Source organism: Streptomyces sp. NPDC005898, from assembly GCF_040629635.1.
Classification (GTDB): Bacteria; Actinomycetota; Actinomycetes; order Streptomycetales; family Streptomycetaceae; genus Streptomyces.
Window position 1 is genome coordinate 223,075 of the sequence record NZ_JBEXWC010000006.1, and the last position, 21,297, is coordinate 244,371.

General features: G+C 73.1%; 14 protein-coding genes and 2 pseudogenes. 9 read left to right on the plus strand and 7 right to left on the minus strand.

The window, feature by feature from the left end; genetic code table 11:
• Positions 1-21: 21 nt before the first annotated feature.
• The 3 genes and pseudogenes from ABZ385_RS11385 to ABZ385_RS11395 form a co-directional block, all read right to left on the minus strand.
• Positions 22-1,314: a DUF1266 domain-containing protein gene (locus ABZ385_RS11385; RefSeq protein WP_358911045.1), complete on the minus strand. Its 1,293-nt coding sequence runs from the start codon at positions 1,312-1,314 to the stop codon at positions 22-24.
• 78 nt (positions 1,315-1,392) lie between these two features.
• Positions 1,393-2,664 (minus strand): cytochrome P450, encoded by a 1,272-nt coding sequence (locus tag ABZ385_RS11390; RefSeq protein ID WP_358911047.1) that lies wholly within the window; start codon positions 2,662-2,664, stop codon positions 1,393-1,395.
• Between the two features lie 389 nt (positions 2,665-3,053).
• Positions 3,054-3,818 (minus strand): annotated as a pseudogene (locus tag ABZ385_RS11395) (alpha/beta hydrolase); the annotation flags it as partial.
• A gap of 370 nt (positions 3,819-4,188) precedes the next feature.
• On the opposite strand from ABZ385_RS11395, the gene cyc2 reads away from it, so the two are divergent.
• The 3 genes from cyc2 (at position 4,189) to ABZ385_RS11410 (ending at position 8,483) form a co-directional block, all read left to right on the plus strand.
• Complete coding sequence (gene cyc2 / locus ABZ385_RS11400; RefSeq protein WP_358911048.1) at positions 4,189-6,354, plus strand: germacradienol/geosmin synthase Cyc2; 2,166 nt, start codon at positions 4,189-4,191, stop codon at positions 6,352-6,354.
• A gap of 280 nt (positions 6,355-6,634) precedes the next feature.
• The gene (locus ABZ385_RS11405) at positions 6,635-7,123 is read left to right on the plus strand and encodes a PDZ domain-containing protein (RefSeq protein ID WP_358911049.1); all 489 of its coding nucleotides are present in this window, start codon (positions 6,635-6,637) and stop codon (positions 7,121-7,123) included.
• 199 nt (positions 7,124-7,322) lie between these two features.
• On the plus strand, positions 7,323-8,483 hold the full coding sequence (locus ABZ385_RS11410) for a serine hydrolase domain-containing protein (RefSeq protein WP_358911050.1): 1,161 nt from the start codon (positions 7,323-7,325) through the stop codon (positions 8,481-8,483).
• 14 nt (positions 8,484-8,497) lie between these two features.
• On the opposite strand, the gene treZ is transcribed toward ABZ385_RS11410, so the two are convergent.
• Positions 8,498-10,243: a malto-oligosyltrehalose trehalohydrolase gene (treZ, locus tag ABZ385_RS11415; RefSeq protein WP_358911051.1), complete on the minus strand. Its 1,746-nt coding sequence runs from the start codon at positions 10,241-10,243 to the stop codon at positions 8,498-8,500.
• A 144-nt stretch (positions 10,244-10,387) separates the two neighbouring features.
• On the opposite strand from treZ, the gene ABZ385_RS11420 reads away from it, so the two are divergent.
• Positions 10,388-10,939: a DUF1707 and FHA domain-containing protein gene (locus ABZ385_RS11420; protein ID WP_358583469.1), complete on the plus strand. Its 552-nt coding sequence runs from the start codon at positions 10,388-10,390 to the stop codon at positions 10,937-10,939.
• Between the two features lie 36 nt (positions 10,940-10,975).
• Here ABZ385_RS11420 and treY read toward each other — a convergent pair whose 3' ends face one another.
• Both treY and glgX read right to left on the minus strand, forming a co-directional pair.
• Positions 10,976-13,399 carry a malto-oligosyltrehalose synthase gene (gene treY, locus ABZ385_RS11425; protein WP_358911052.1) on the minus strand — a complete coding sequence of 808 codons (2,424 nt, stop codon included), beginning with the start codon at positions 13,397-13,399 and terminating at the stop codon, positions 10,976-10,978.
• Between the two features lie 178 nt (positions 13,400-13,577).
• Positions 13,578-15,686, minus strand: coding sequence for a glycogen debranching protein GlgX (gene glgX, locus ABZ385_RS11430; RefSeq protein ID WP_358697174.1), 2,109 nt, complete (start codon positions 15,684-15,686; stop codon positions 13,578-13,580).
• Between the two features lie 158 nt (positions 15,687-15,844).
• On the opposite strand from glgX, the gene ABZ385_RS11435 reads away from it, so the two are divergent.
• From ABZ385_RS11435 to ABZ385_RS11455, 5 genes and pseudogenes are all read left to right on the plus strand, one after another.
• Positions 15,845-16,630: a Tat pathway signal sequence domain protein gene (locus ABZ385_RS11435; RefSeq protein WP_358697172.1), complete on the plus strand. Its 786-nt coding sequence runs from the start codon at positions 15,845-15,847 to the stop codon at positions 16,628-16,630.
• Between the two features lie 97 nt (positions 16,631-16,727).
• Complete coding sequence (locus tag ABZ385_RS11440; protein ID WP_358911053.1) at positions 16,728-18,047, plus strand: copper amine oxidase; 1,320 nt, start codon at positions 16,728-16,730, stop codon at positions 18,045-18,047.
• A 104-nt stretch (positions 18,048-18,151) separates the two neighbouring features.
• Positions 18,152-19,393, plus strand: coding sequence for an SAV2148 family HEPN domain-containing protein (locus ABZ385_RS11445; RefSeq protein WP_358911054.1), 1,242 nt, complete (start codon positions 18,152-18,154; stop codon positions 19,391-19,393).
• Between the two features lie 103 nt (positions 19,394-19,496).
• Positions 19,497-19,592 (plus strand): annotated as a pseudogene (locus ABZ385_RS11450) (3'-5' exonuclease); the annotation flags it as partial.
• A gap of 14 nt (positions 19,593-19,606) precedes the next feature.
• Positions 19,607-20,365, plus strand: coding sequence for an exonuclease domain-containing protein (locus tag ABZ385_RS11455; protein ID WP_358697167.1), 759 nt, complete (start codon positions 19,607-19,609; stop codon positions 20,363-20,365).
• 354 nt (positions 20,366-20,719) lie between these two features.
• Here the strand turns inward: ABZ385_RS11455 and ABZ385_RS11460 are convergent, their stop codons facing one another.
• Entirely contained in the window at positions 20,720-21,283 is a 564-nt protein-coding gene (locus ABZ385_RS11460) for a TetR/AcrR family transcriptional regulator (protein WP_358583478.1), read from the minus strand.
• Positions 21,284-21,297 lie beyond the last annotated feature (14 nt).

A 21,297-nucleotide genomic window follows, 5' to 3' on the forward strand; every position in this document is an offset into this window, starting at 1 on the left:
CAGGGCGGGCCGAGGGCGGGTTCACTTCCGGCTCGACCCCTCGGCCGGCTCGAACGGCACCGTCAGCCACGGGCTGTCCGGGTCCGTCGTCAGGGCGCGGTGGGCGTGCAGCACATCCGTGTACCAGGAGCCGAACGACTCCTCGTCGAAGTGGAGGCAGCGGCCCAGGACGTACCCCGCCGAGAACTCCTCCCACGAGGAGTACGCGGCCCGCGCGGCGTGCGAGGTCCGCTCGACGGCGGCGCGCAGCTCCGCCCCGGTCGCGTAGCGGGCGCCCCGCCCCCAGCGGGCCATCTTGGAGGCGCGGCCGAGGTCCCAGGCCGCCACGGAGCGCACGAAACCGTCGGGGGCCAGCAGTCCGTCGGCGCGGAAGCGGGCCTCGTAGCGCAGGATCTTGCCGACCAGGCCGCGCATGGCGGTGACGAAGTCGTCCAGCTCCGGGTCGTCGCCCGGCCGGTGCGGGGTGTCGGGGCCGCCGGTCTCCACGACGCGGTTGCGCAGCGTCACCTCGACGCACTCCCGCCACCGCTCGGGGTCGAGCCGCGGCCCCACCTCGGCCAGCACCGCGAGACGGGCGCCGAGGACGAAGTCCCAGTACCAGGGGCTGACTTCGCGGGTGAGCAACCGCTCCTGGGTGGCCAGCCACTGCTCGCGGCCGTGCACGCCCCAGGACTCCGCGAGGCGCCCCACCTCGTTGTGGTGGCCCGCGCCGTGCCAGTCGAGGGTGTTCCAGGGGTCGCCGTTGGCGAAGCACAGGTGCGCGCCGCAGGCGAGGCCGTGCAGCAGCGGGCCGGGCGGGGGCGCCCCGGTGCGGCGGGTCTCGACGCGGTCGCCGAGGCCGCCGTCCCGGTGGTGGCGCTCGTGCAGGTCGGCCCAGACCTGCCGCTCCTCGTCGGTGGTCAGGTAGTACTGCTCGCACGGCGTCGCCGCGTTGACCACCAGGATGTCCACGTCGTCGGGGCAGCCCTCGGCGAGCGCGCCGAGCGTCACGAACTCGTAGACCACCGCGGGGTGCGGGCGCGGCAGCAGCCCCGAGGTGTACACCTGCGCCGCCTTGCGGCCGTCCGGCAGGTCGACGGTGAGCAGCGGGCTCGCGTCCGCCCCGGCGTCCTTCCCGTGCAGCGCCACCGGCCGGTACAGGCCCGCCACCGCGACGGCCCGCAGGTAGGCGTACGCGTCGTCGGCCTCGCACAGCTCGTACAGCTGCTCTTCCAGGTCGGCGGGGGCCTGCCAGCGGCTGCCGTCCTCCGGCGCGGGCACGAAGGGGAAGATCTCGTCGTGGAACTCGTCCTCGGCCTCGGCCGCCGCGTGCATCCTTGGCTCTCCGCTTCCGGGTCTGTCGGGGGTGCGCGTCCCGGGTCCGTCGTGGGACACGCGAATGGATCTTGCACCTTACGCGGGCAGCTCCAGGCGCAGCGACTTCAGGCCGTTGATGAAGTGCGAGACGAGCCGCCGCGGCGGCGCGGCGAGGCGCAGTTGGGGCAGGGTGCGGGCCACCTCCTCGTGGAACACGCGCAGTTGCAGGCGGGCGAAGTGCGCGCCGAGGCAGACGTGCGGTCCCTCGCCGAACGCCACATGGGGGTTGGGCGCGCGGGACAGGTCCAGGCGGTGCGGATCGGTGAAGACGCGCTCGTCGTGGTGCGCGGAGGCGTGGAAGACGACGACTTTGTCCCCGGCCGCGAGCGGCGTCCCCGCGAGCACCGTGTCGCGGGTGGCGGTGCGTCGGAAGCTGAGCACCGGCGGTTGGCTGCGCAGCAGTTCGTCCACGGCCGCGGCGATCGGGGCCGTGCCCTCGCGCAGCCGCGCGTACTCACCGGGGCTGCCGGCCAGCGCGAGCAGCCCGCCCGGCGCTGCGCTGCGCACGGTGTCGTTGCCCGCGACGGTGAGCAGGAAGAAGAACATCTCCAGTTCGGGACCGTCGAGTTCGGGGTCGGTGGCGAGGGTGGTGAGGACGTCGTCGCCGGGGTGCTCGCGCTTGTACGCGGCGAGGGTGCGCGCGTAGTCGAACATGTCGCCCAGCATCGCGGGCGAACGCGGGTCGACTGGCGCGCCGTCGGGTCCGGTCGCCGTCGGGGCGGCCTCGTCCGGATCCTGGTAGCCGATGACGCGCCGCGTCCAGTGCAGCAGGAGGCCGCGGTCCTCGGGCGGGACGCCCAGCAGGTCGGCGAGGTTGAGCAGGGCGTAGTCGTCGGTGACCTCGGTGACGACGTCGAAGGTGCCGTCGCCCGCGCGGGCCCGGTCCAGGGCGGCCGCGAGCGACGTACGGGCCCGCTCGCGCGCCCCCGCCTCGAAGCGCGCCACCCGCTTCGGCGTGAACGCCCGGCTGACCAGCCGGCGCAGCCTGCCGTGGTCCGGCGGGTCCTGATTGAGCATCATGCGGCGGATGAAAGGCAGGTCGTCGGGCGCGGGGTCGCGGATCTGGGTCGCGCCCAGGTGCGAGGAGAAGGTGGCCGGGTCCTTCAGGACGCGGACGACGTCGGCGTGCCGGGTGACCGCCCAGAAGCCGGGCCCCGCGGGCCAGCCCAGCACCCCGGGCTCCTCCTGCCAGGCCACGGGGTGGTGGTCGCGCAGCACGCGGTAGCGGTCGTGGGGGACCCCGTCCGCGTACAGCCGGGGGTCGAAGACGTCGGGGACGGGCGGGGCGGGGGCGCTGCGACCACTCATACGCCGGAAGCCCCGCGCTCCGGGCGCGGGTCCGCGACCGTACCTCCATCGGCGCCGGCGTCCGTACTCTTACCGGCGCCCGGGTCCGCACCCCCCAGGGTGCCGGCATCCGCGTACGTGCCTCCGCCTGCGCTCGCGTCCGTACTCCCATCGGCGCCGGCGTCCGTACTTCCACCGGCGCCCGCGTCCGTGCCTCCGCCCGCGCCCGCGCCCGCGTCCATGCCCCCGCCTGCGTCCGTGTCCGCGCCCGTGCCCCCGCCTGCGCCCGCGCCTCCATCGGCGCCGGTGTCCGCGCCCGTGCCTCCGCTTGCGCCCGCGTCCGTACTTCCACCGGCGCTCGCGTCCACGTCCGTACCTCCCTCGGCGCCCGCGCCAGTGTCCGCGTCCGCGTCCGCCCGTAGGAAGTCCTCCACCGTGCGGATCAGTTCCAGGGGTACCTCGTCCATCGCGTAGTGTCCGGCTCCCGGCAGTTCGGTCACTTCCCCCTGGGGGTACGCCCGCAGCCACGTGTCCCGCATGAGGTCCGCCGAGAGCGCCGGGTCGAGCGCGCCGGTCACGGCGAGCGCGGGCACGGGCGAGCCCGCCACCTCGGCGTGGAAGTCGTCGCCCGCCCAGGAGTCCAGCCACGCCCGGAACGCCTTGGCGTCGCTGACCGCGAGGGAGCGGTCCACCATGCGGTCCAGCCAGGCGCCGGGGCGTACGCCGCCCGTGGTGAAGTCCATGATGGCGCGCCGGCTCTGCGGCGTGTGCGCCGCGGAGGCGAACAACTCCCACTGCTCCGGCGGCATCCGCAGGCCCGACGCGGGTACGGGAGACACGCCGACGAGGCGCCGTACCCGGTGCCCGGCGGCGGCCAGGACCCGCTGGGCGACGCTGCCGCCCATCGAGTGGCCGACCAGCGAGAACCGCTCCCACCCGAGCCGGTCGGCCAGTTCGAGCACGTCGTCGGCGGCCTCACCCGTGGTGTACGAGCCGACCGCGCTCCGGGCCTCGCCGTACCCGCGCAGATCCACCAGCGCGTACTGGAACGCCCCGCCGTCGAGATCCGCGAGCACCGGGTCGTACGCGGACCGGTCCGCGAACCAGCCGTGGACCGCGATCACCTTGTGCGGCCCGTCGCCGAGCAGGGTGTGGGGGAGCAGGAAGGAGGCCACATCGACTCCGATCGCCGGCACGCGCCGGCCGGCGCCGGACGGCGTCGGCCCGCGACCACGGTGACCCCAACCCCCCGCCCACGCAAGGGCGCCACGCGACCGCGCGCGCTCCGGGCCCGGAGCCACGTGACCCGGTGCGCACAGCCTGGCGCCACGAGGTCCGACACCGGGGCGGGTGACCGGCGCGTCCGCGTCCCCCGCGGCCCCCGCGGCGTTACGCCTCGTACCCCTCGTACCCCTCGTACGCCTCCACGGGGCCTTCCAGCCCCGTGCGCCCCCTGCGCGCTCCGGCGCGCCCCCGATTCACGCGATGGTGCGATCATGTGCCCCCACCCGGATGGCGGAGCCGGACCAGGGGTAGGGCCGGGCCATGACGCAGCCGTTCGAACTGCCGCACTTCTACATGCCGTATCCCGCACGGCTCAATCCCCACCTGGAGGAGGCGCGCGCGCACTCCGCGAAGTGGGCGCGCGACATGGGCATGTTGGAGGGCTCCGGCATCTGGGAGCAGAGCGACCTCGACGCGCACGACTACGGCCTGTTGTGCGCGTACACCCACCCCGACTGCGACGGCCCCGCGCTGTCGCTGATCACCGACTGGTACGTGTGGGTCTTCTTCTTCGACGACCACTTCCTGGACATGTACAAACGCAGCCAGGACCGCGCCGCCGGAAAGGCTCACCTGGACCGGCTCCCCCTCTTCATGCCGATGGACCTCGCGACACCCCTGCCCGAGCCGCGGAACCCGGTCGAGGCGGGCCTCGCCGACCTGTGGGCGCGCACCGTGCCCGCGATGTCGGCGGACTGGCGCCGCCGTTTCGCCGAGTCCACCGAACACCTTCTGAACGAGTCCCTGTGGGAGCTGTCCAACATCAACGAGGGGCGGATCGCCAACCCCGTCGAGTACATCGAGATGCGCCGCAAGGTCGGCGGCGCTCCCTGGTCGGCGGGCCTCGTCGAGTACGCGACGGCCGAGGTCCCCGCCGCCGTCGCCGGCTCCAGGCCGCTGCGCGTGCTCATGGAGACCTTCTCGGACGCCGTCCACCTGCGCAACGACCTGTTCTCGTACCAGCGCGAGGTCCAGGACGAGGGCGAGCTGAGCAACGGCGTGCTCGTCCTGGAGACCTTCTTCGACTGCACGACCCAGCGGGCCGCCGACATCGTCAACGACGTCCTGACCTCGCGCCTGCACCAGTTCGAGCACACGGCGCTCACCGAAGTGCCCGCCCTCGCCCTGGAGAAGGGGCTCACCCCCGCCGAGGTCGCGGCGGTCGCCGCCTACACCCGGGGGCTCCAGGACTGGCAGTCGGGCGGCCACGAATGGCACCTGCGCTCCAGCCGGTACATGAACGAGGGCGCGCTGAGCACCTCGCCGCTCGCCGGGCCCACCGGCCTCGGCACCTCCGCCGCCGACATGGGCGCACTGCTCGCGGCCGCCGGGGCGCAGCGGCTGCGCTCCTACACCCACATCCCGTTCCAGAAGGTGGGCCCCTCGATCCTGCCCGACTTCGACATGCCCTTCCCGCTGCGGCTCAACCCGCACCTGGCCGGCGCGCGCCCCCGGCTCACCGCCTGGTCGCACGCGATGGGCATCCTGGCGGAGGGCGTCTGGGACGAGGACAAGCTCGACGCGTACGACCTCCCGCTCTGCGCGGCCGGAATCGGTCCGGACGGCAGCGCGGAGGCCCTCGACCTCAGCTCGCAGTGGCTGGCCTGGGGCACCTACGGCGACGACTACTACCCCCTGGTCTTCGGCCACCGCCGCGACCTCGCCGCGGCCAGGATCTGCACGGAGCGCCTCGCCGGGTGCATGCCGGTGGAGGGCGGGCCGACCACCGTCCCCGTCAACGCCATGGAGCGCGGCCTCGCCGACCTGTGGGCCCGCACCACCAAGGACATGAGCCCGGAGCAGCGGCGCACCACGCGCCAGACCGTGGTGGTCATGACGGAGAGCTGGCTGTGGGAACTGGCCAACCAGCTGCAGAACCGCATCCCCGACCCGGTCGACTACCTGGAGATGCGCCGCGCCACCTTCGGCTCCGAGCTGACCATGAGCCTGTGCCGGATGGGCCACGGCCCCGCCGTGCCGCCAGAGGTCTACCGCAGCGGCCCCGTGCGGTCGTTGGAGAACGCGGCGATGGACTACGCGATGCTCCTCAACGACGTCTTCTCGTACCAGAAGGAGATCGAGTACGAGGGCGAGGTGCACAACGGAATCCTGGTCGTGCAGAACTTCTTCGGCTGCGACTACCCGACCGGGCTGAAGGTCATCCACGACCTGATGAGGCAGCGCATGCGCCAGTTCCAGCACGTCGCCGCGCACGAGTTCCCCGTCCTGTACGAGGACTTCGGGCTCACGGCGGAAGGGCGCGCCGTCATGGACGGCTATGTCACGGAGCTGCAGAACTGGCTGGCGGGCATCCTCAACTGGCACGCCGGCTGCCGTCGCTACGGCGCGCAGGACCTGGCCCGCAGGGCGCACGGCTTCCTGCCCGATCGCGCGCCCCGGGTCCCCTCGATCGCCGGGTCGCGCTGACGGCCCGGCCGGTCGGCCCGGCGTGAGCGGGGGTGACGTCACCCGTTCGTGAGGCATCGCCGACGGGTCGCGCCGGGTAGGCAGGAGCCGGAGGCGAGCCATGGACCAGACCGCGTTGCGTCCCAAGCCGATGCCGGGCCGAGGTTCCGGCCCGAGCAGCGGTGACCACCCCCGCCGGACCCCCGGCGACCACCCCGGCCACAGCCCGTGGCCCGACCCCGCCGAGCACGTCGGGCCGGGTCACCGGCCGCATGCCGTCGTTCGCCGCGGGAGGCGGCCGGTGGCCGTGCTGTCCGGCCTGCTCCTCGCGGTGCTCCTGGTGCTCGCGGGGATCGGCATCGGCGCGGTCGGTGCCGGTGCGGTCGGCGTGGGCGTCGTCAGCGTGGCCGATCTCGCCGGGACCCGGCGGGCCGCGCCCGTGCCGCAGCGGGCTGCCGCTCCCGAAGCGCCGAAGTCGGGGGGCGCCCCCGTGCCCGGCGCCGGGCACGCGAGGCCGGCCGGGTCCGCCACCCTCGGCATCGAGGCGGTCGACGCCCCCGCCGGCCCGGGCGCCCTGGTCGTCGGCGTGCGCGTCCCGGGCCCCGGCCACACGGCGGGGCTCCTGCGCGGCGACACGCTGCTCGCGGTCGGCGGGGCCCGCGTCGATTCGGCGGCCCGCCTCGCGTCGGCGGTCGCCGCCGCACACCCCGGCAGGCTGCTGACACTGACGGTCCGCCACCAGGACGGGCGGCGCCAGTACCTTGGCGCCAGACCGGGCGTCGTGACCTGAACGCCGGGCCCGGCACGGGCGGGGGCGGCCGCCGGCCGCCCGGGGACGGACGCGGCCGCCGATCCGCCGAGGATGTCGTCCTGGTCCCCGACAAGGCTCAAAAGCGCTCAACCCGCTCAGTGACAGGCAACCCGCTCGTCGGCCGCCGTGTCCCTTCCCTCGGAGATCAACGATCCTCGACCGAAGGACGTACCGACTCATGAGAGCACTCCGCAGCCTGCGCCTCGGACTGGTGGGAGCTGTCGCTCTCACCGCGACATCGCTCGCGGCCGACGCACTGGCCGCCCCCGCCCCCGCCTCCGGGTCGGCCACCGGCGACCACAGTGCGACACGGGAAGCGATGGACGCTGCTGTGAAGGACGGCGTTCCCGGCGTCGTCGGGCAGGTGAATGACACCTACGGCACCTGGAAGGGCACATCGGGCGTCGGTGACCTCAGGACGGGGCGGCCGCGCTCGGCCGGCGAGCACTACCGGGTCGGCAGCATCACCAAGACCTTCGTCGCCACCGTGCTGCTCCAGCTGGAGGCGGAGGGCCGGCTGTCCCTGGACGACAAGGTCGACACATGGCTGCCGGGAGTGGTCCGGGGCAATCTCCACGACGGCCGTCGGATCACCCTCCGCCAGCTCCTCAACCACACCAGCGGCATCTTCAACTACCGCGACGACGATGAGTTCGTGCGGACGTACATCCTCAAGGACGCCTTCTACAAAACCCGTTACGACACGGTCGCCCTCGACCGGCACGTGAAGTACGCCATGGCGAACAAGCCCTACTTCACGCCGGGCAGTTCCTGGCAGTACTCGAACACCAACTACTCCCTGGCCGCGATGGTGATCGAGAAGGCCACCGGCAACCCGTACGGAGAGGAGATCCGCCGCCGCGTCATCACACCGCTCCGCCTGCGCGCCACCTCCGTCCCCGGTACGAACCCCCGGGTGCCCCGGCCGAGCAGCCGGGCCTATGCGAAGCTCGCCGAGTCCACCGACGGCCCGAGCCACGACGTCACGGAACTGAACCCGACACGCGCCGGGGGCGACATGATCTCCGGGGCCGCCGATCTGAACCGCTTCTACTCGGCCCTGCTGCGCGGCGAGCTGCTGCCCAAGAAGCAGCTCGCCGAGATGAAGACGACCGTCGAGGCCAAGGGGCTCCCCAAAGTCCGCTACGGCCTGGGTCTGGCCGAGCGCGAGCTGAGCTGCGGCGTCACGGTCTGGGGGCACCACGGCGGCATCACCGGCTGGACCTCGGAGGCGGTCACGACGGCCGACGGCCGCCACTCGCTGGCCTTCAACTTCAACGGGGACTGGTCCGGGGACAGCCACGCGGTGATCGAGGCGGAGTTCTGCCACACCCCGTAGGCGACTCAGGCGACTCAGGCGACGCCCAGGACGGCGCACGACGCGGCGGGCAGCCGCAGTGTGCCGTCCGCGCCGGGCGGTTCGACCGGGTCCCAGGCGGCGAGCACGCGCGCGTGGTTGTGCCCGAGGGGGACGGCGGCGGGCTCCTCGCCGAGGTTGACGGCGATCTTCAGGTCCCCGCGCCGGAAGGCGAACCAGCGAGCCCGCTCGTCGTAGACGACCCGTACCGCCGCCAGGTCGGCGTCCATCAGGTCGGCTCGGGCCCGCCGCAGGGAGATCAGCTCGCGGTGCCAGGCCAGCAGACGCGCGTGGTGGCCGGATTCCGGCTGCGACCAGTCGAGGCAGGACCGCTCACGGGTGGCCGGGTCCTGCGGGTCGGGGATGTCCTCCTCCGCCCAGCCGTGTGCCGCGAACTCCCGGCGCCGGCCCCGGCGCACCGCCTCGGCCAGCTCGGGATCGGTGTGGTCGGTGAAGAACTGCCAGGGCGTCGTGGCCCCCCACTCCTCGCCCATGAACAGCATCGGTGTGAAGGGGCCCGTGAGCGTCAGCGTGGCGGCGCACGCCAGCAGCCCGGGGGACAGCGTGGCGGCGAGCCGGTCGCCCTGCGCGCGGTTGCCGATCTGGTCGTGGGTCTGCGCGTAGCCGAGGAAGCGGTGGGCGGGCGTGCGGGCACGGTCCACCGGTCGGCCGTGGGCGCGGCCCCGGAACGAGGAGTACGTCCCGTCGTGGAAGAAGCCGCGCGTCATCGTCTTGGCCAGCGCGGCCAGCGGGGCGCGCGCGAAATCCGCGTAGTAACCCTGCGCCTCACCCGTCAGCGCGGTGTGCAGCGAGTGATGGAAGTCGTCGTTCCACTGCGCGTGCAGGCCCAGCCCGCCGCTCGCGCGCGGGGTGACCAGCCGGGGATCGCCCTGGTCCGACTCGCCGATCAGCGACAGCGGCCTGCCCAGCTCCTTCGCCAAGGAGTCGACGGCGGCGGAGAGTTCCTCCAGGAAGTGGCACGCGCGCGTGTCCCGCAGCGCGTGCACCGCGTCGAGCCGCAGCCCGTCCAGGCGGTAGTCCCGCAGCCACGCCAGCGCGCTGCCCACCAGAAAGGCGCGCACCTCGTCCGACCCCGGCGCGTCCAGGTTGACCGCGGCGCCCCACGGCGTCTGGTGCGTCTCGGTGAAGTACGGACCGAACGCCGGCAGGTGATTGCCCGACGGGCCCAGGTGGTTGTGGACGACGTCCAGGACGACGCCGAGGCCGTGCCCGTGCGCCGCGTCGACAAAGCGCTTGAGCGCCTCGGGGCCGCCGTACGGCTCGTGCACGGCCCACAGCGACACCCCCTCGTACCCCCACCCGTGCCGCCCCGGGAAGGGGCACAGCGGCATCAGCTCCACATGGGTGATCCCCAGCTCGGCGAGGTGCCCGAGCCGGCCCGCCGCCGCGTCGAGCGTGCCCTCACGGGTGTACGTCCCCACGTGCAGCTCGTACAGGACCGCCTCCCGGACCCCGCGCCCGGCCCAAGGCACCCGCCAGATGTGGCGGCCCTGGTCGACCACCGCGCTCAGGCCGTCGGGGCCGTCCGGCTGGCGCCGCGAGCGCGGGTCGGGCAGGAGCGGGCCGCCGTCCAGCGAGAAGCCGTAGCGCGTGCCGTCCTCGGCGGCCGCCTCCGCCGTCCACCAGCCCGCGCGCTCCTCGTCGCGCTCCATGGCGCGCGGGGCACCCGCGCACTCCAGCGTGACCTGCTCCGCCTCGGGTGCCCACACCTCGAACCTCACCGACGTTCCCCTCGTCCGCTGTCCGTCGTCACACCTGCGTCCCATGGTGCGTCAGAAGTGCCCTGTCCGTGGGCGGAAGAGATCGATCGGCCGCCGCCCGGCCCATTCTGGACACCCGGGGTGGCGTTGCCCGACAATCAGCTGGTGACATCCTCTTTCGAGTTCTCCACCTACCCCGCGCGGGTGACGGACGCTGAGCGCGACCGGGCGCTGGACGCACTCAAGGAGGGCGCGGCCGTCGGCAGGCTCTCGCACGACACCTTCGTACGGCGCATGGAGCTGGTGCTCGCCGCCCGCAGGCCCGACGAACTGGCCGCCCTCACCGCCGACCTGCGCACCGAGGGACGCTGGGCGCGCCGGGTCCTCGGCGGCGTGGAGGCGGTGTCCGGGTTCACGGTGAAGCTGCGCAGGGCCTGGCAGGCCGAGCGGCTGCCGAAGCTGCTGCTGCCCGCGCCGGACAGTCCCTATCCGCTGCGGATCGGCCGCGACCCGGCCAACGGCCTGCGGCTCAGCCACGACACGGTCTCCCGCGTCCATGCCGAGCTGCGCCGCCAGGGCGGCATGTGGGTGCTGCGCGACCTCGGCTCCACCAACGGTACGTCGGTCAACGGCCGCAGGGTCGTCGGCGCCGCCCTCGTCCAGGACGGCGACCTGGTGAGCTTCGGCCGGATGGCCTTCCGGCTCGCCACGAACTGAACCGGCGAGCCCGAACGCCGGTCCCGGCGCCACCGCCTACGACCGTTGCAGCAGGGCCACGGGGGACTCCGCGAAGAGGGTCCGCGCCGGGGCGTCCCCCGTGAACTCCCGGTCCGGGGCGAGCAGGTCCGTCCACCGGCCCGCCGGAAGCGCCAGCCGTGTGTCGTGCCAGCCGCCCGCCTCCGCGAGGCGCAGTGACAGGCGTGTCACCGCCACCACCACCTCCCCGGAGCGCGTGAACGCCACACAGTGCGCGGCGCCCGGGCCCTCGGCCGTCAACGGCTCGTACGTCCCCGCCTCCCCGAACAGCTCAGGGCGCCGCCCGCGCAGCCGCAGCGCCGCCGCGGTGAGCGCCAGCTTCTCGTCCGAGAGGTCCCGGCTGCCCGGCTTCGCCTCCAGGCGCTCCAGGACGTCCGCGCCGAAGCGGGCGGGGTGCCGGTTGTCCGGGTCGACCAGGGCGCGGTACTCGCCCTCCGTCCCCTGGTAGAGGTCCGGCACCCCGGGCATCGTCAGATGCAGGAGCGCCGCCCCGAGGACGTTCGCCCGGACATGGGGCGCGAGGTCCCGCGCGAAGGACGCCACCGCGTGTCGCGGCGCTCCGCACGGGCCCGCCTCCACGAAGGCGGTCACCGCCCGCTCGTACGCCTCGTCCGGCTCCGTCCAGCTCGTGTGCAGACCCGCCTCGCGCACGTGTTTGACCAGCGCGTCCCGCAGCCGGGCGGCATCCGGGGGGCCGAAGCCCAGCGCGGTCTGCCAGACGGCCCACGCCACCTGGGGGTCGGGCGCGCGCACCCCGCTCTCGCGCGCCGTCCGCTCCGTCAGGTCGGCCAGCAGGTCCGCCCAGCGCCCCGGGCACTGCGTGAGGACCGAGATGCCCGCCCGCACGTCGGCGCTGCGCTTGGTGTCGTGCGTCGTCAGCACCGTCCCCGTGGCGGGCCAGTCCCGCTGCACCCGCGCGCAGTACGCGTGGAACTCCGCCACCGGGACCGCGGGACGCTCGGGCGCGCCCCCCACCTCGGCGGCGGACAGGAGCGGGGCGTGCCGGTAGAAGGCGCTGTCCTCGACCGCCTTGGCACGCAACGCCGAGGCGGTCTGGGCGAACCGCGCGCGGAACCCGGCCACCGCCTCCCGGGACCGGTCCTCCGCCGCCCCGGCCCGGCCCAGCGCCAGATCCCGTACGACGTCGACCGTCGCCGCCTCCTCGGGCACGGTGAACGCCGCCTTGGCCTCCTCGGCCGCCTCCCGGGTCAGCACCGTCTCGGGAGCGGCGCCCCCGGACACGTACGGCCGGTACACGGGCAGCCGTACGAGCAGCTCCCGCAGGGCCGTGCGCAGCGCCCACGGCGCGTGGTCCCGCAGCCCGGGGTCGGCCGCGCAGATCGCGGCGGCCTCGCGTGTGAGCCGGTCCACCTCGGCGGCCAGCTCCCGCGTGACCACCCGGTACGCGGCGCGGCGCACCGTCGCCTCCCAGTCGCCGCCCCGGTCGTCCGGCGGCGCGGCGAAGCGCCGGTAGTGGCCGAGCAGTTCCCGCGCGCCCGCCGGGTCGGCCAGGACCCCGTCGAGGTGCCGCAGCGCGTCGTAGCCGGTGGTGCCGGCCACCGGCCAGGCCGCCGGCAGCCGCTCGCCGTCGGCGAGGATCTTCTCCACCACGGTCCAGCGGCCGCCGCTCGCCTCGTGCAGCGTGCGGAGGTAGGCACCCGGATCGGCCAGCCCGTCCGGGTGATCGATCCGCAGCCCGTCGACGACTCCCTCGTGCAGCAGTTCGAGGATCTTGCCGTGGGTCGCGTCGAACACCTCAGGGTCCTCGACGCGCACCCCGATCAGGTCCGAGATGGTGAAGAACCGCCGGTAGTTCAGCTCTGTACGGGCCAGCCTCCACCATGACAGGCGGTAGAACTGGGCGTCGAGCAGCTCGGGCAGCGGCAGCCCTTCGGTGCCCTCCCGGAGCGGGAACGCGTGTTCGTGGTAGCGCAGCACGTCGCCGTCCACCCGCAGCGAGGCCAGCTCCTCGCCGAGCCTGCCGCCGAGGAACGGCAGCAGGACGCGCCCGCCCCCGGCCTCCCAGTCGATGTCGAACCAGCGCGCGTACGGAGAGCCGGGGCCCTCGCGCAGCACCTCCCAGAGCGCGTGATTGTGCCGGGGGGCCGCCGCCATGTGGTTGGGCACGATGTCCACCACCAGGCCGAGCCCCGCCGCGCGGGCGGTACGCGCCAGGGAGCGCAGCCCCTCCTCGCCGCCCAGCTCGGCCCGCACCCGCGCGTGGTCCACCACGTCGTAGCCGTGGGTCGACCCGGGGACCGCCTCCAGGACCGGCGACAGGTGCAGGTGCGAGACGCCGAGCGCGGCGAGGTGCGGCACGGCCGCCTCGGCGGCGGCGAAGGGGAACTCCGGCTGGAGCTGGAGCCGGTAGGTGGCGGTCGGCGTGGGCGGCACCGCGGGACGGGAGCGCTGTGGCGTCATGCGAAGGTACGTACCCGTCCCGGCGGCTTTCCTGTCATCCGTTCACACGCGCGTCCGCTCGGCCGCCCCACACGCGTGCCCGCTCGGCCGTCCCACGCGCGTGTCCGCTCGGCCGTCCCACGCGCGTGTCCGCTCGGCCGTCCCACGCGCGGGCCCGCGCGAGGGCGCCGTCGCGCGCTCAGGCCGGTCGCTGGAGCACCGTCAGGCTGCGGTCCGTCAGGGTCAGGCGGTCGCCCGCCCCCACCTTCGGGCCCGCCTCCACCGGCACCCCCTCCGGGCGGGCCGTGTCGACCACCACCTGCCACTGCCGGCCGTGGTCGACCGGCACCACGAACTCCAGCGGCTCGGGCGAGGCGTTGAACATCAGCAGGAACGAGTCGTCGCTGATCCGCTCGCCGCGCGGGCCCGGCTCGGAGATCGCGTTGCCGTTCAGGAACACCGTCAGGGCGCGCGCGTGCGCGGCGTCCCAGTCGTGCTGCTCCATCTCCCGCCCCTCCGGGGTGAACCAGGCGATGTCGGACAGCTCGTCGCGGGTGCCCTGCACCGGGCGGCCGTGGAAGAACCGGCGCCGGCGGAACACCGGGTGGTCCCGCCGCAGCATCGCCATCGCGCGCGTGAAGTCCAGGACCGGACTGTCGCCGTCCGGCCAGCGCACCCACGCGACCTCGTTGTCCTGGCAGTACGCGTTGTTGTTGCCGCCCTGCGTGCGCGCGAACTCGTCGCCGTGGCTGAGCATGGGCACGCCCTGGGAGAGCATGAGCGTGGCGATGAGGTTGCGCATCTGCCGGGCGCGCAGCGCCAGCACGTCCGGGTCGTCCGTGGGGCCCTCGACACCGCAGTTCCAGGAGCGGTTGTGGCTCTCGCCGTCCTGGTTGTCCTCGCCGTTCGCGTGGTTGTGCTTCTCGTTGTACGAGACGAGGTCGTGCAGCGTGAAGCCGTCGTGGCAGGTGGTGAAGTTGATCGAGGCGAGGGGGCGGCGCCCGTCGTCCTGGTACAGGTCGGAGGAGCCGGTCAGCCGGGACGCGAACTCCGCGAGGGTGCGCGGTTCGCCCCGCCACAGGTCGCGCACCGTGTCGCGGTACATGCCGTTCCACTCGGTCCACAGGGGCGGGAAGTTCCCCACCTGGTAGCCGCCCTCGCCCACGTCCCAGGGCTCGGCGATCAGCTTGACCTGGCTGACCACCGGGTCCTGCTGTACGAGGTCGAAGAACGACGACAGCCGGTCCACCTCGTGGAACTGCCGCGCGAGCGTCGCCGCCAGATCGAAGCGGAAGCCGTCCACGCGCATCTCCGTGACCCAGTACCGCAGCGAGTCCATGATCATCTGGAGGACGTGCGGCGAGCGCATCAGGAGGGAGTTGCCCGTCCCCGTGGTGTCCATGTAGTAGCGGGGATCGTCCGTCAGGCGGTAGTACGAGGCGTTGTCCAGGCCCTTGTAGGACAAAGTGGGGCCCAGGTGGTTGCCCTCGGCGGTGTGGTTGTAGACGACGTCCAGGATCACCTCGATGTTCGCCTCGTGCAGCGCCTTGACGGCCTGCTTGAACTCCAGGACCTGCTCGCCCCGGTCGCCCCAGGAGGCGTAGGCGTTGTGCGGGGCGAAGAAGCCGATCGTGTTGTAGCCCCAGTAGTTGTTCAGGCCCATGTCCACCAGGCGGTGGTCGTTCACGAACTGGTGGACCGGCATCAGCTCCAGCGCGGTCACCCCGAGCCGCGTGAGGTGCTCGATGATCGCCGGGTGGCCGAGCGCCGCGTACGAGCCGCGCAGCTCGTCCGGAAGGTCGGGGTGCAGCATGGTCAGGCCCTTCACATGGGCCTCGTAGAGCACGGTCTCGTGGTACGGCGTGCGGGGCGGCCGGTCGTCGCCCCAGTCGAAGTAGGGGTTGACCACCACCGACGTCATCATGTGCGGGGCCGAGTCCAGGTCGTTGCGCCGGCCCGGGTCCTCGAAGTGGTAGCCGTACACCTCCTCACCCCAGTCGACGCGCCCGCTCACCGCGCGCGCGTACGGGTCGAGCAGCAGTTTCGCGGAGTTGCAGCGGTGTCCGCGCTCGGGTGCGTAGGGCCCGTGCACCCGCAGGCCGTACCGCTGTCCCGGCATGATGCCGGGGAGGTACGCGTGCCGCACGAACGCGTCGGACTCGCGCAGCTCGACGGCCGTCTCCGAGCCGTCGTCGTGCAGGAGGCACAGCTCCATGCGCTCGGCGGTCTCGGAGAAGACCGCGAAATTCGTGCCGGCACCGTCGTACGTGGCGCCTAAGGGGTATGCCTGCCCAGGCCAGACCTGCATGAATACGACTCTTTCCCTCACGCCCGCAAGGGCCCCGGCCACTTTGGCCGGAGTCTGCCCGAAAGTGGGGCAACCACCCAGGAGTTGTACCCGTCTATCCGGCTGACCACATACTTGGCATGCCCACGAATGGGGCGCCAGGGGAGTAGGGGGAGTAAGTGCGTGAAATAGTCGGACGCCACCTGGGGAAGGTGGTGGCGGGCTCGGCGGTCGCGGTGACCGCGGCCGCCGTGCTGGTGGGCGCCGGTCTGTCGGGCTCGGGCGGGTCGGGGGACCGCCCCGCCAACGCGGCGGCGGGAAAGCAGGACGCCATCGCCAAGGACGGCGTCGTGGAGGCCGCGCCCCGGGAGGGCGCCAAGGGCATCGGCAGCGACCCGCTGACCGATCAGGAGATCGAGCGGGCCGAGAAGGCGTCGGTCACCGGGCAGCTGCGCGCCCGCGCCCGGGACGTGGAGGGCGACCGCGGGCCGCAGCTGCTGTCCACGAACCTCAGCGAGCCGGATCCGGCCGACACCGGGGCGGCGGCCCCGCGCAGGGCCGAGGTCGTCTACTACGACTACAAGAAGGACGCCGTCATCACCAAGACGGTGAACCTGGAGACGGGCAAGGTGGACGACACGACCACCGCGCGGAACGTCCAGCCGCCGCCCAGCCAGGAGGAACTGGCCGAGGGCGCCAGACTCCTGATCGCCGACCGGCTCGGCAAGGGCCTGAAGAAGGACTTCGAGCACGCCACGGGCAAGGCGCTGAAGAGCCCGGAGCAGCTCCAGCTGAGCGGCATGGTCTTCCGCAAGGAGACCGTGAAGCAGGTGCCCTCCGACCTCACCGAGTGCGGCGAGCACCGGTGCCTCCAGGTCGTCACGAAGGTCAAGAACGGGCCGTGGATCGACACCAGGGCCCTCGTCGTCGACCTGAGCACCCGCACCGTCGGCCGCCTCGGCTGACGCGGCCGTCGGCCGCGCCCGTCCACCCGCTGACGCGGGCCGTCCGCACCGGACACCACTCACCAACTTCTCCTCGTACGAGGGAGTCCATTCAGCAATGCACGTCACAAGAGTCTCGCGCACCCGCAAGGGGGCCGCACTGGCCGTCGCGGTGTCCGCGCTCCTCGGCGGCGCACTGAGCGCCACCGCTCCCGCCTCCGCCGCCCCCAGGCCGCCCGGCAAGGCCCCTGCCCCGGCGGCCGACTGCAGCGCCGCCTACCAGATCGAGCAGACCCTCGACGGCGGCACCACCTGGCGCATGTGCTGGCACTACAACACGCTCTCCGGGCTGATCCTCGACAAGATCAGCTACCAGCCGAAGGGCGAGGCCAAGCCGATACCCGTCCTGACCAGCGCCCGGCTCGCCCAGGTGCACGTGCCCTACGACGACGGCCAGGCCGAGTACGACGACGTCACCGGCACCGACTTCGGCCAGGCGCTGCAGAACCTCCAGCCCGGCGAGTGCCCCGGCGGCACCATCAAGACCGTCAAGGTCCCCGGCCGCGGGGACGTGAAGGGCCTGTGCGCCACCACGCGCGCGCGGGGGCACGCGTACCGCCTCAACGACGACCAGAGCACCGGCGGCTCCGGCAAGGTCTTCACGGGTCAGGGCAAGGACCTGCTCGTGTACACGGTGAACAAGGCCTCCTGGTACGAGTACATCACCGAGTGGCGCTTCTCCTCCGACGGCACCATCACCTCCAACGTGGGCGCGACGGGCAGCCTCTCGCCCTACGACTACGACGGCGGCGACGACCGGGGCTGGCCCATCGGCAAGGGCGACCAGGCCAAGGCCGAGAGCCACGCCCACAACGTCTTCTGGCGGCTCAACTTCGGCCTGGACGGCTCCCCGAAGGCCAAGGTGGAGCAGTACGACTCCAAGGTCACCCCGCCCACCGGCCAGGGCAGCCCGACCACGAGGACGACCCGCACGAAGGTCACCAAGGAACTGACCGGCGACCGCAAGGACATGCGCTGGTGGCGCGTGGTCAGCGGGACGGGCAAGAACAAGGACGGCCACCCCAGGTCGTACGAGATCGTCCCCGGGGCCAGCAACAAGCACGCGGGCCGGCCCTTCACCAAGCACGACGTGTACTTCACGCAGTACAAGAAGTGCGAGCAGTACGCGAGCAACAACATCGGCTGCCCGAACGGCACGCCGAACAGCGTCGACAAGTGGGCGAACGGCGAGACCCTGACGCACCCCATCACCTGGGTGCACATCGGTTTCCACCACATCGCCCGCGACGAGGACCAGCAGCCGATGCCGGTCCACTGGCAGGGCTTCTCGCTGGCCGCCCGCGATGTCACCGCTATGAGCCCGCTCACTCCGCAGGAGCTGTCGAACCAGAACGGTCGTCCTCCGATGGGCGGTTGAGGAACCACCCGGCGCATCCGGCTGCACCGCCCGCCGCTCCCGGAGTACCCTTCCTTGATCGTTGACCGGGGGAGTGGCTCGGGGGAGCGAAAGGCGGTGCGCGGGTGAGCTCGGGTGGGCGGGAGCCGGCCCCCGGTGACGAGGGTCGCGAGGGGGGCTCCGTGGACGTACCCGCCTCAGCGGTGTCCTTGGCGCGGCCGATCGAGACGGGGTCCCAGATCGGACCGGAACTGGACTGGGACACCGACGCCTGGCGCGAGGTCCGTACGCGCGCCCAGCGCGCCGGGCGGGCCTACATCTGGCTGAACCTGGTGGAGCAGCGGCTGCGCGCGGTCGTGGCCGCTGTTCTGCGTCCCGTCTACGAACCCGTCCACGCCGAGGACTGGGTGGTCGCCGCGGCGGGCCCGGCGGGGCAGGAATGGGTGCAGCGGGCCGTCGCCGTACGCGAAGTCAGCCGCCGCAAGGGGTATTTGCTCGACCCCGCCGACGACAACGTCCTCAGCTTCCTGACGCTGCCGCAGCTGCGCGAGCTGATGGTGCAGCACTGGCCGTGCTTCGAGCCGTACCTGGACGACCGGCGGGACGTCGAGCTGGCGCTGGACGAGCTGGAGGTCACGCGGAACGTCGTCTCGCGCAACCGGGCCCTCTCGCAGGCCGTCCTCGCGCAGGCGGAGCGGGCCTCGGCCAGGCTCCTGGACATCCTCGGCGCGGGCACCGACACGCCCTCCGCGCGCCGCCTTCCCGTCGACGCCGTCGAGGACCTGGTCGGCGACCGGTACGCCGACGTGGTGGCGGTGCACCCGGACCGCGTGCGCCTGCTGCGGCAGTTTCCCGCCGAGGACATCTTCGGCGGCGCCCGGCGCCTGGACGCGATCGGCATCGGGCTCAACCTGCTGGCGCAGAACTTCTCCGGGCGCCGCCTGGTCCGGCTGGCCGAGTCGGGGTGCCGGGTGCGGCTGCTGTTCCTCAACCCGGCGAGCAGCGCGGTCAAGCGCAGGGAGCGGGAACTGGGCATCAAGAAGGGCGAGTTGAGCCGCTCGGTCGAGATGAACATCCTGCACATGCGGCGGGTGCGGGCGCGGCTGCGCGATCCGGGCGCCTTCGAGATCCAGGTCTTCGACGAGACACCGAGGTTCACCGCGTATCTGGTCGACGGGGACGGGGCGGACGGCATCGCCGTCGTCCAGTCCTACCTGCGCAGGACGCGGGGGATGGAGGCGCCGGTGCTCGTGCTGCGCGGCGGCGGCCGCGTGGTGAAATCGGGCGATCCGGGCGAGGGCGGCCTTTTCGTCACGTATCGCGAGGAGTTCGAGGTGGCGTGGGCGGACTCGCGGCCGGTGTCCTGACGGCCCCCGGCCGCCGGAAGCGGAAGGTGCCCCTCGGATTGTCAGTGGCCCATGCGATCGTGGTGGTCACTGGGGGAAAGCACCACGAAAGAAGGGGGCGGGCATGGGCCGGCACCGGGAGCTGCTGATCGGTTTCGACCTGGGGACGAAGGGGACGGATCCGGCCGAGGCGCGCGTCGTCACCGGCGCGGTGATCGAGGCCGGGGCCCTGTGATGAGCTGGACCAGCGGGCCGTTGATGGCCTTCGACCTGGAGACCACCGGGACCGACATCGAGACCGACCGGATCGTCACCGCGGCGGTCGTCGCCGTGGAGGCGGACGGCCGACCGCCGAAGGCCCGGACCTGGCTGCTCGACCCGGGGGTGAGCATCCCGCGACAGGCCTCGGCCATCCACGGCATCTCCACGGAACACGCCCGCAGGCACGGGGTCGCGGCACCTCCCGCGATCGAGGAGATCACCTCGGCCGTGGCCGACGTGCTGAACTCGGGGACTCCGCTGGTGGTGATGAACGCGCGATACGACCTCTCGCTCCTGGACCGCGAGTGCAGACGGCACGGGATAGCGCCGTTGGCCGAGCGGTTGGGCGAAGGGGCCCCGCCCTCGCCCGTCGTCGACCCGCTGGTCCTGGACAAGCACGTGGACCGGTATCGGAAGGGGTCGAGAAACCTCCAGGCGCTCTGCGAGCACTACGGAGTGCCGCTCGACGACGCGCACAACGCGGTCGCGGACGCGGTGGCCGCGGCGCGCGCCGCGCGATCCATGGGCCTCGCCCATGCGGCCATAGGCACGCTGGGGCCGGCGGAACTGCACGATCTACAGGTACGTGCGGCGGCCGAGCAGGCGGCTTCCCTGCAGAGGTACCTGCGCCGGACCTCGAACCCCGAGGCGACGATCGAGCCGGCCTGGCCGGTGGTGCCGTACGCGGGAGGTATCGCCGAGGTGAGCCCGCAGGGGGCCCTGGGAGGGTGAGGGGGAGGTGCGCGGCACTGATCCGCGGCGCCGTACGTCGCGCGGTGGCTCCTCGCCCATGTCACCCGGGCGCCGGGGCCGTTCACGGCGCTCCCGGAGCGGGAGGAGCGGCACATCGGCCGCGTGGCTGCGGGCGCGGCCGAGCGCGTCGAGCGGGCCCTGGACATCGCCGCGCAGCACCGCACCCTGGAGGTGCGAACGCTTAACCGGCTGACTCCTGGACGTTCACCACCCCCACCTGTCCTGACCGTGCCACGGCGCGGCTTTGGCGGTCCGGGCCGGCGGTGCGAGAGCGAGCAAGCCGGCGCTTTCGCGCAGGCGTTGCCGACGGGGCATGCCGGTGCGATCAGCTGGTCATGGGCCGGTCCGGCCGAGGACCTCTGCGACGAGGCAGCGCGCGTACGTGGCGTCGAGTCCGTCCGGGCGGAAGAGGATGCGGTACATCATGGGCGCGACGACACCGTCGATGACCGTCTCGACCTCGGGCGTCTTCTCCCCGCGTTCGGTGGCGCGGGTGAGGACGAGGCCGATCTGCTCGGCGGCGTAGGCCGAGCACTGGCCGGCGTTGCTGCCGTCCGGGTCGCCGAGCAGGGCGTCGCGGATGTAGGCCCGCCCGGTGGGGGAGGCCATCTCGTCGAGGAACTGCTCGGCCCAGGCCGTCAGGTCGGACGACAGGGCGCCGTGGTCGTCGGGTGCGGTGTCGGGCCGCAGACGCTCGACCGCCACGTCCGACAGCAGCTCCTGCAGATCCCCCCAGCGGCGGTAGATCGTCGACGGTGTCACGCCCGCACGCTGGGCGATCAGCGGTACGGTCAGGGCGTCCCGGCCCGCTTCCGACACGAGTTCGCGTACGGCGGCGTGGACCGATGCCTGGACCCTGGCGCTGCGCCCGCCGGGGCGCACCATCTGCCTGCTCATACAGCCCACCTTAA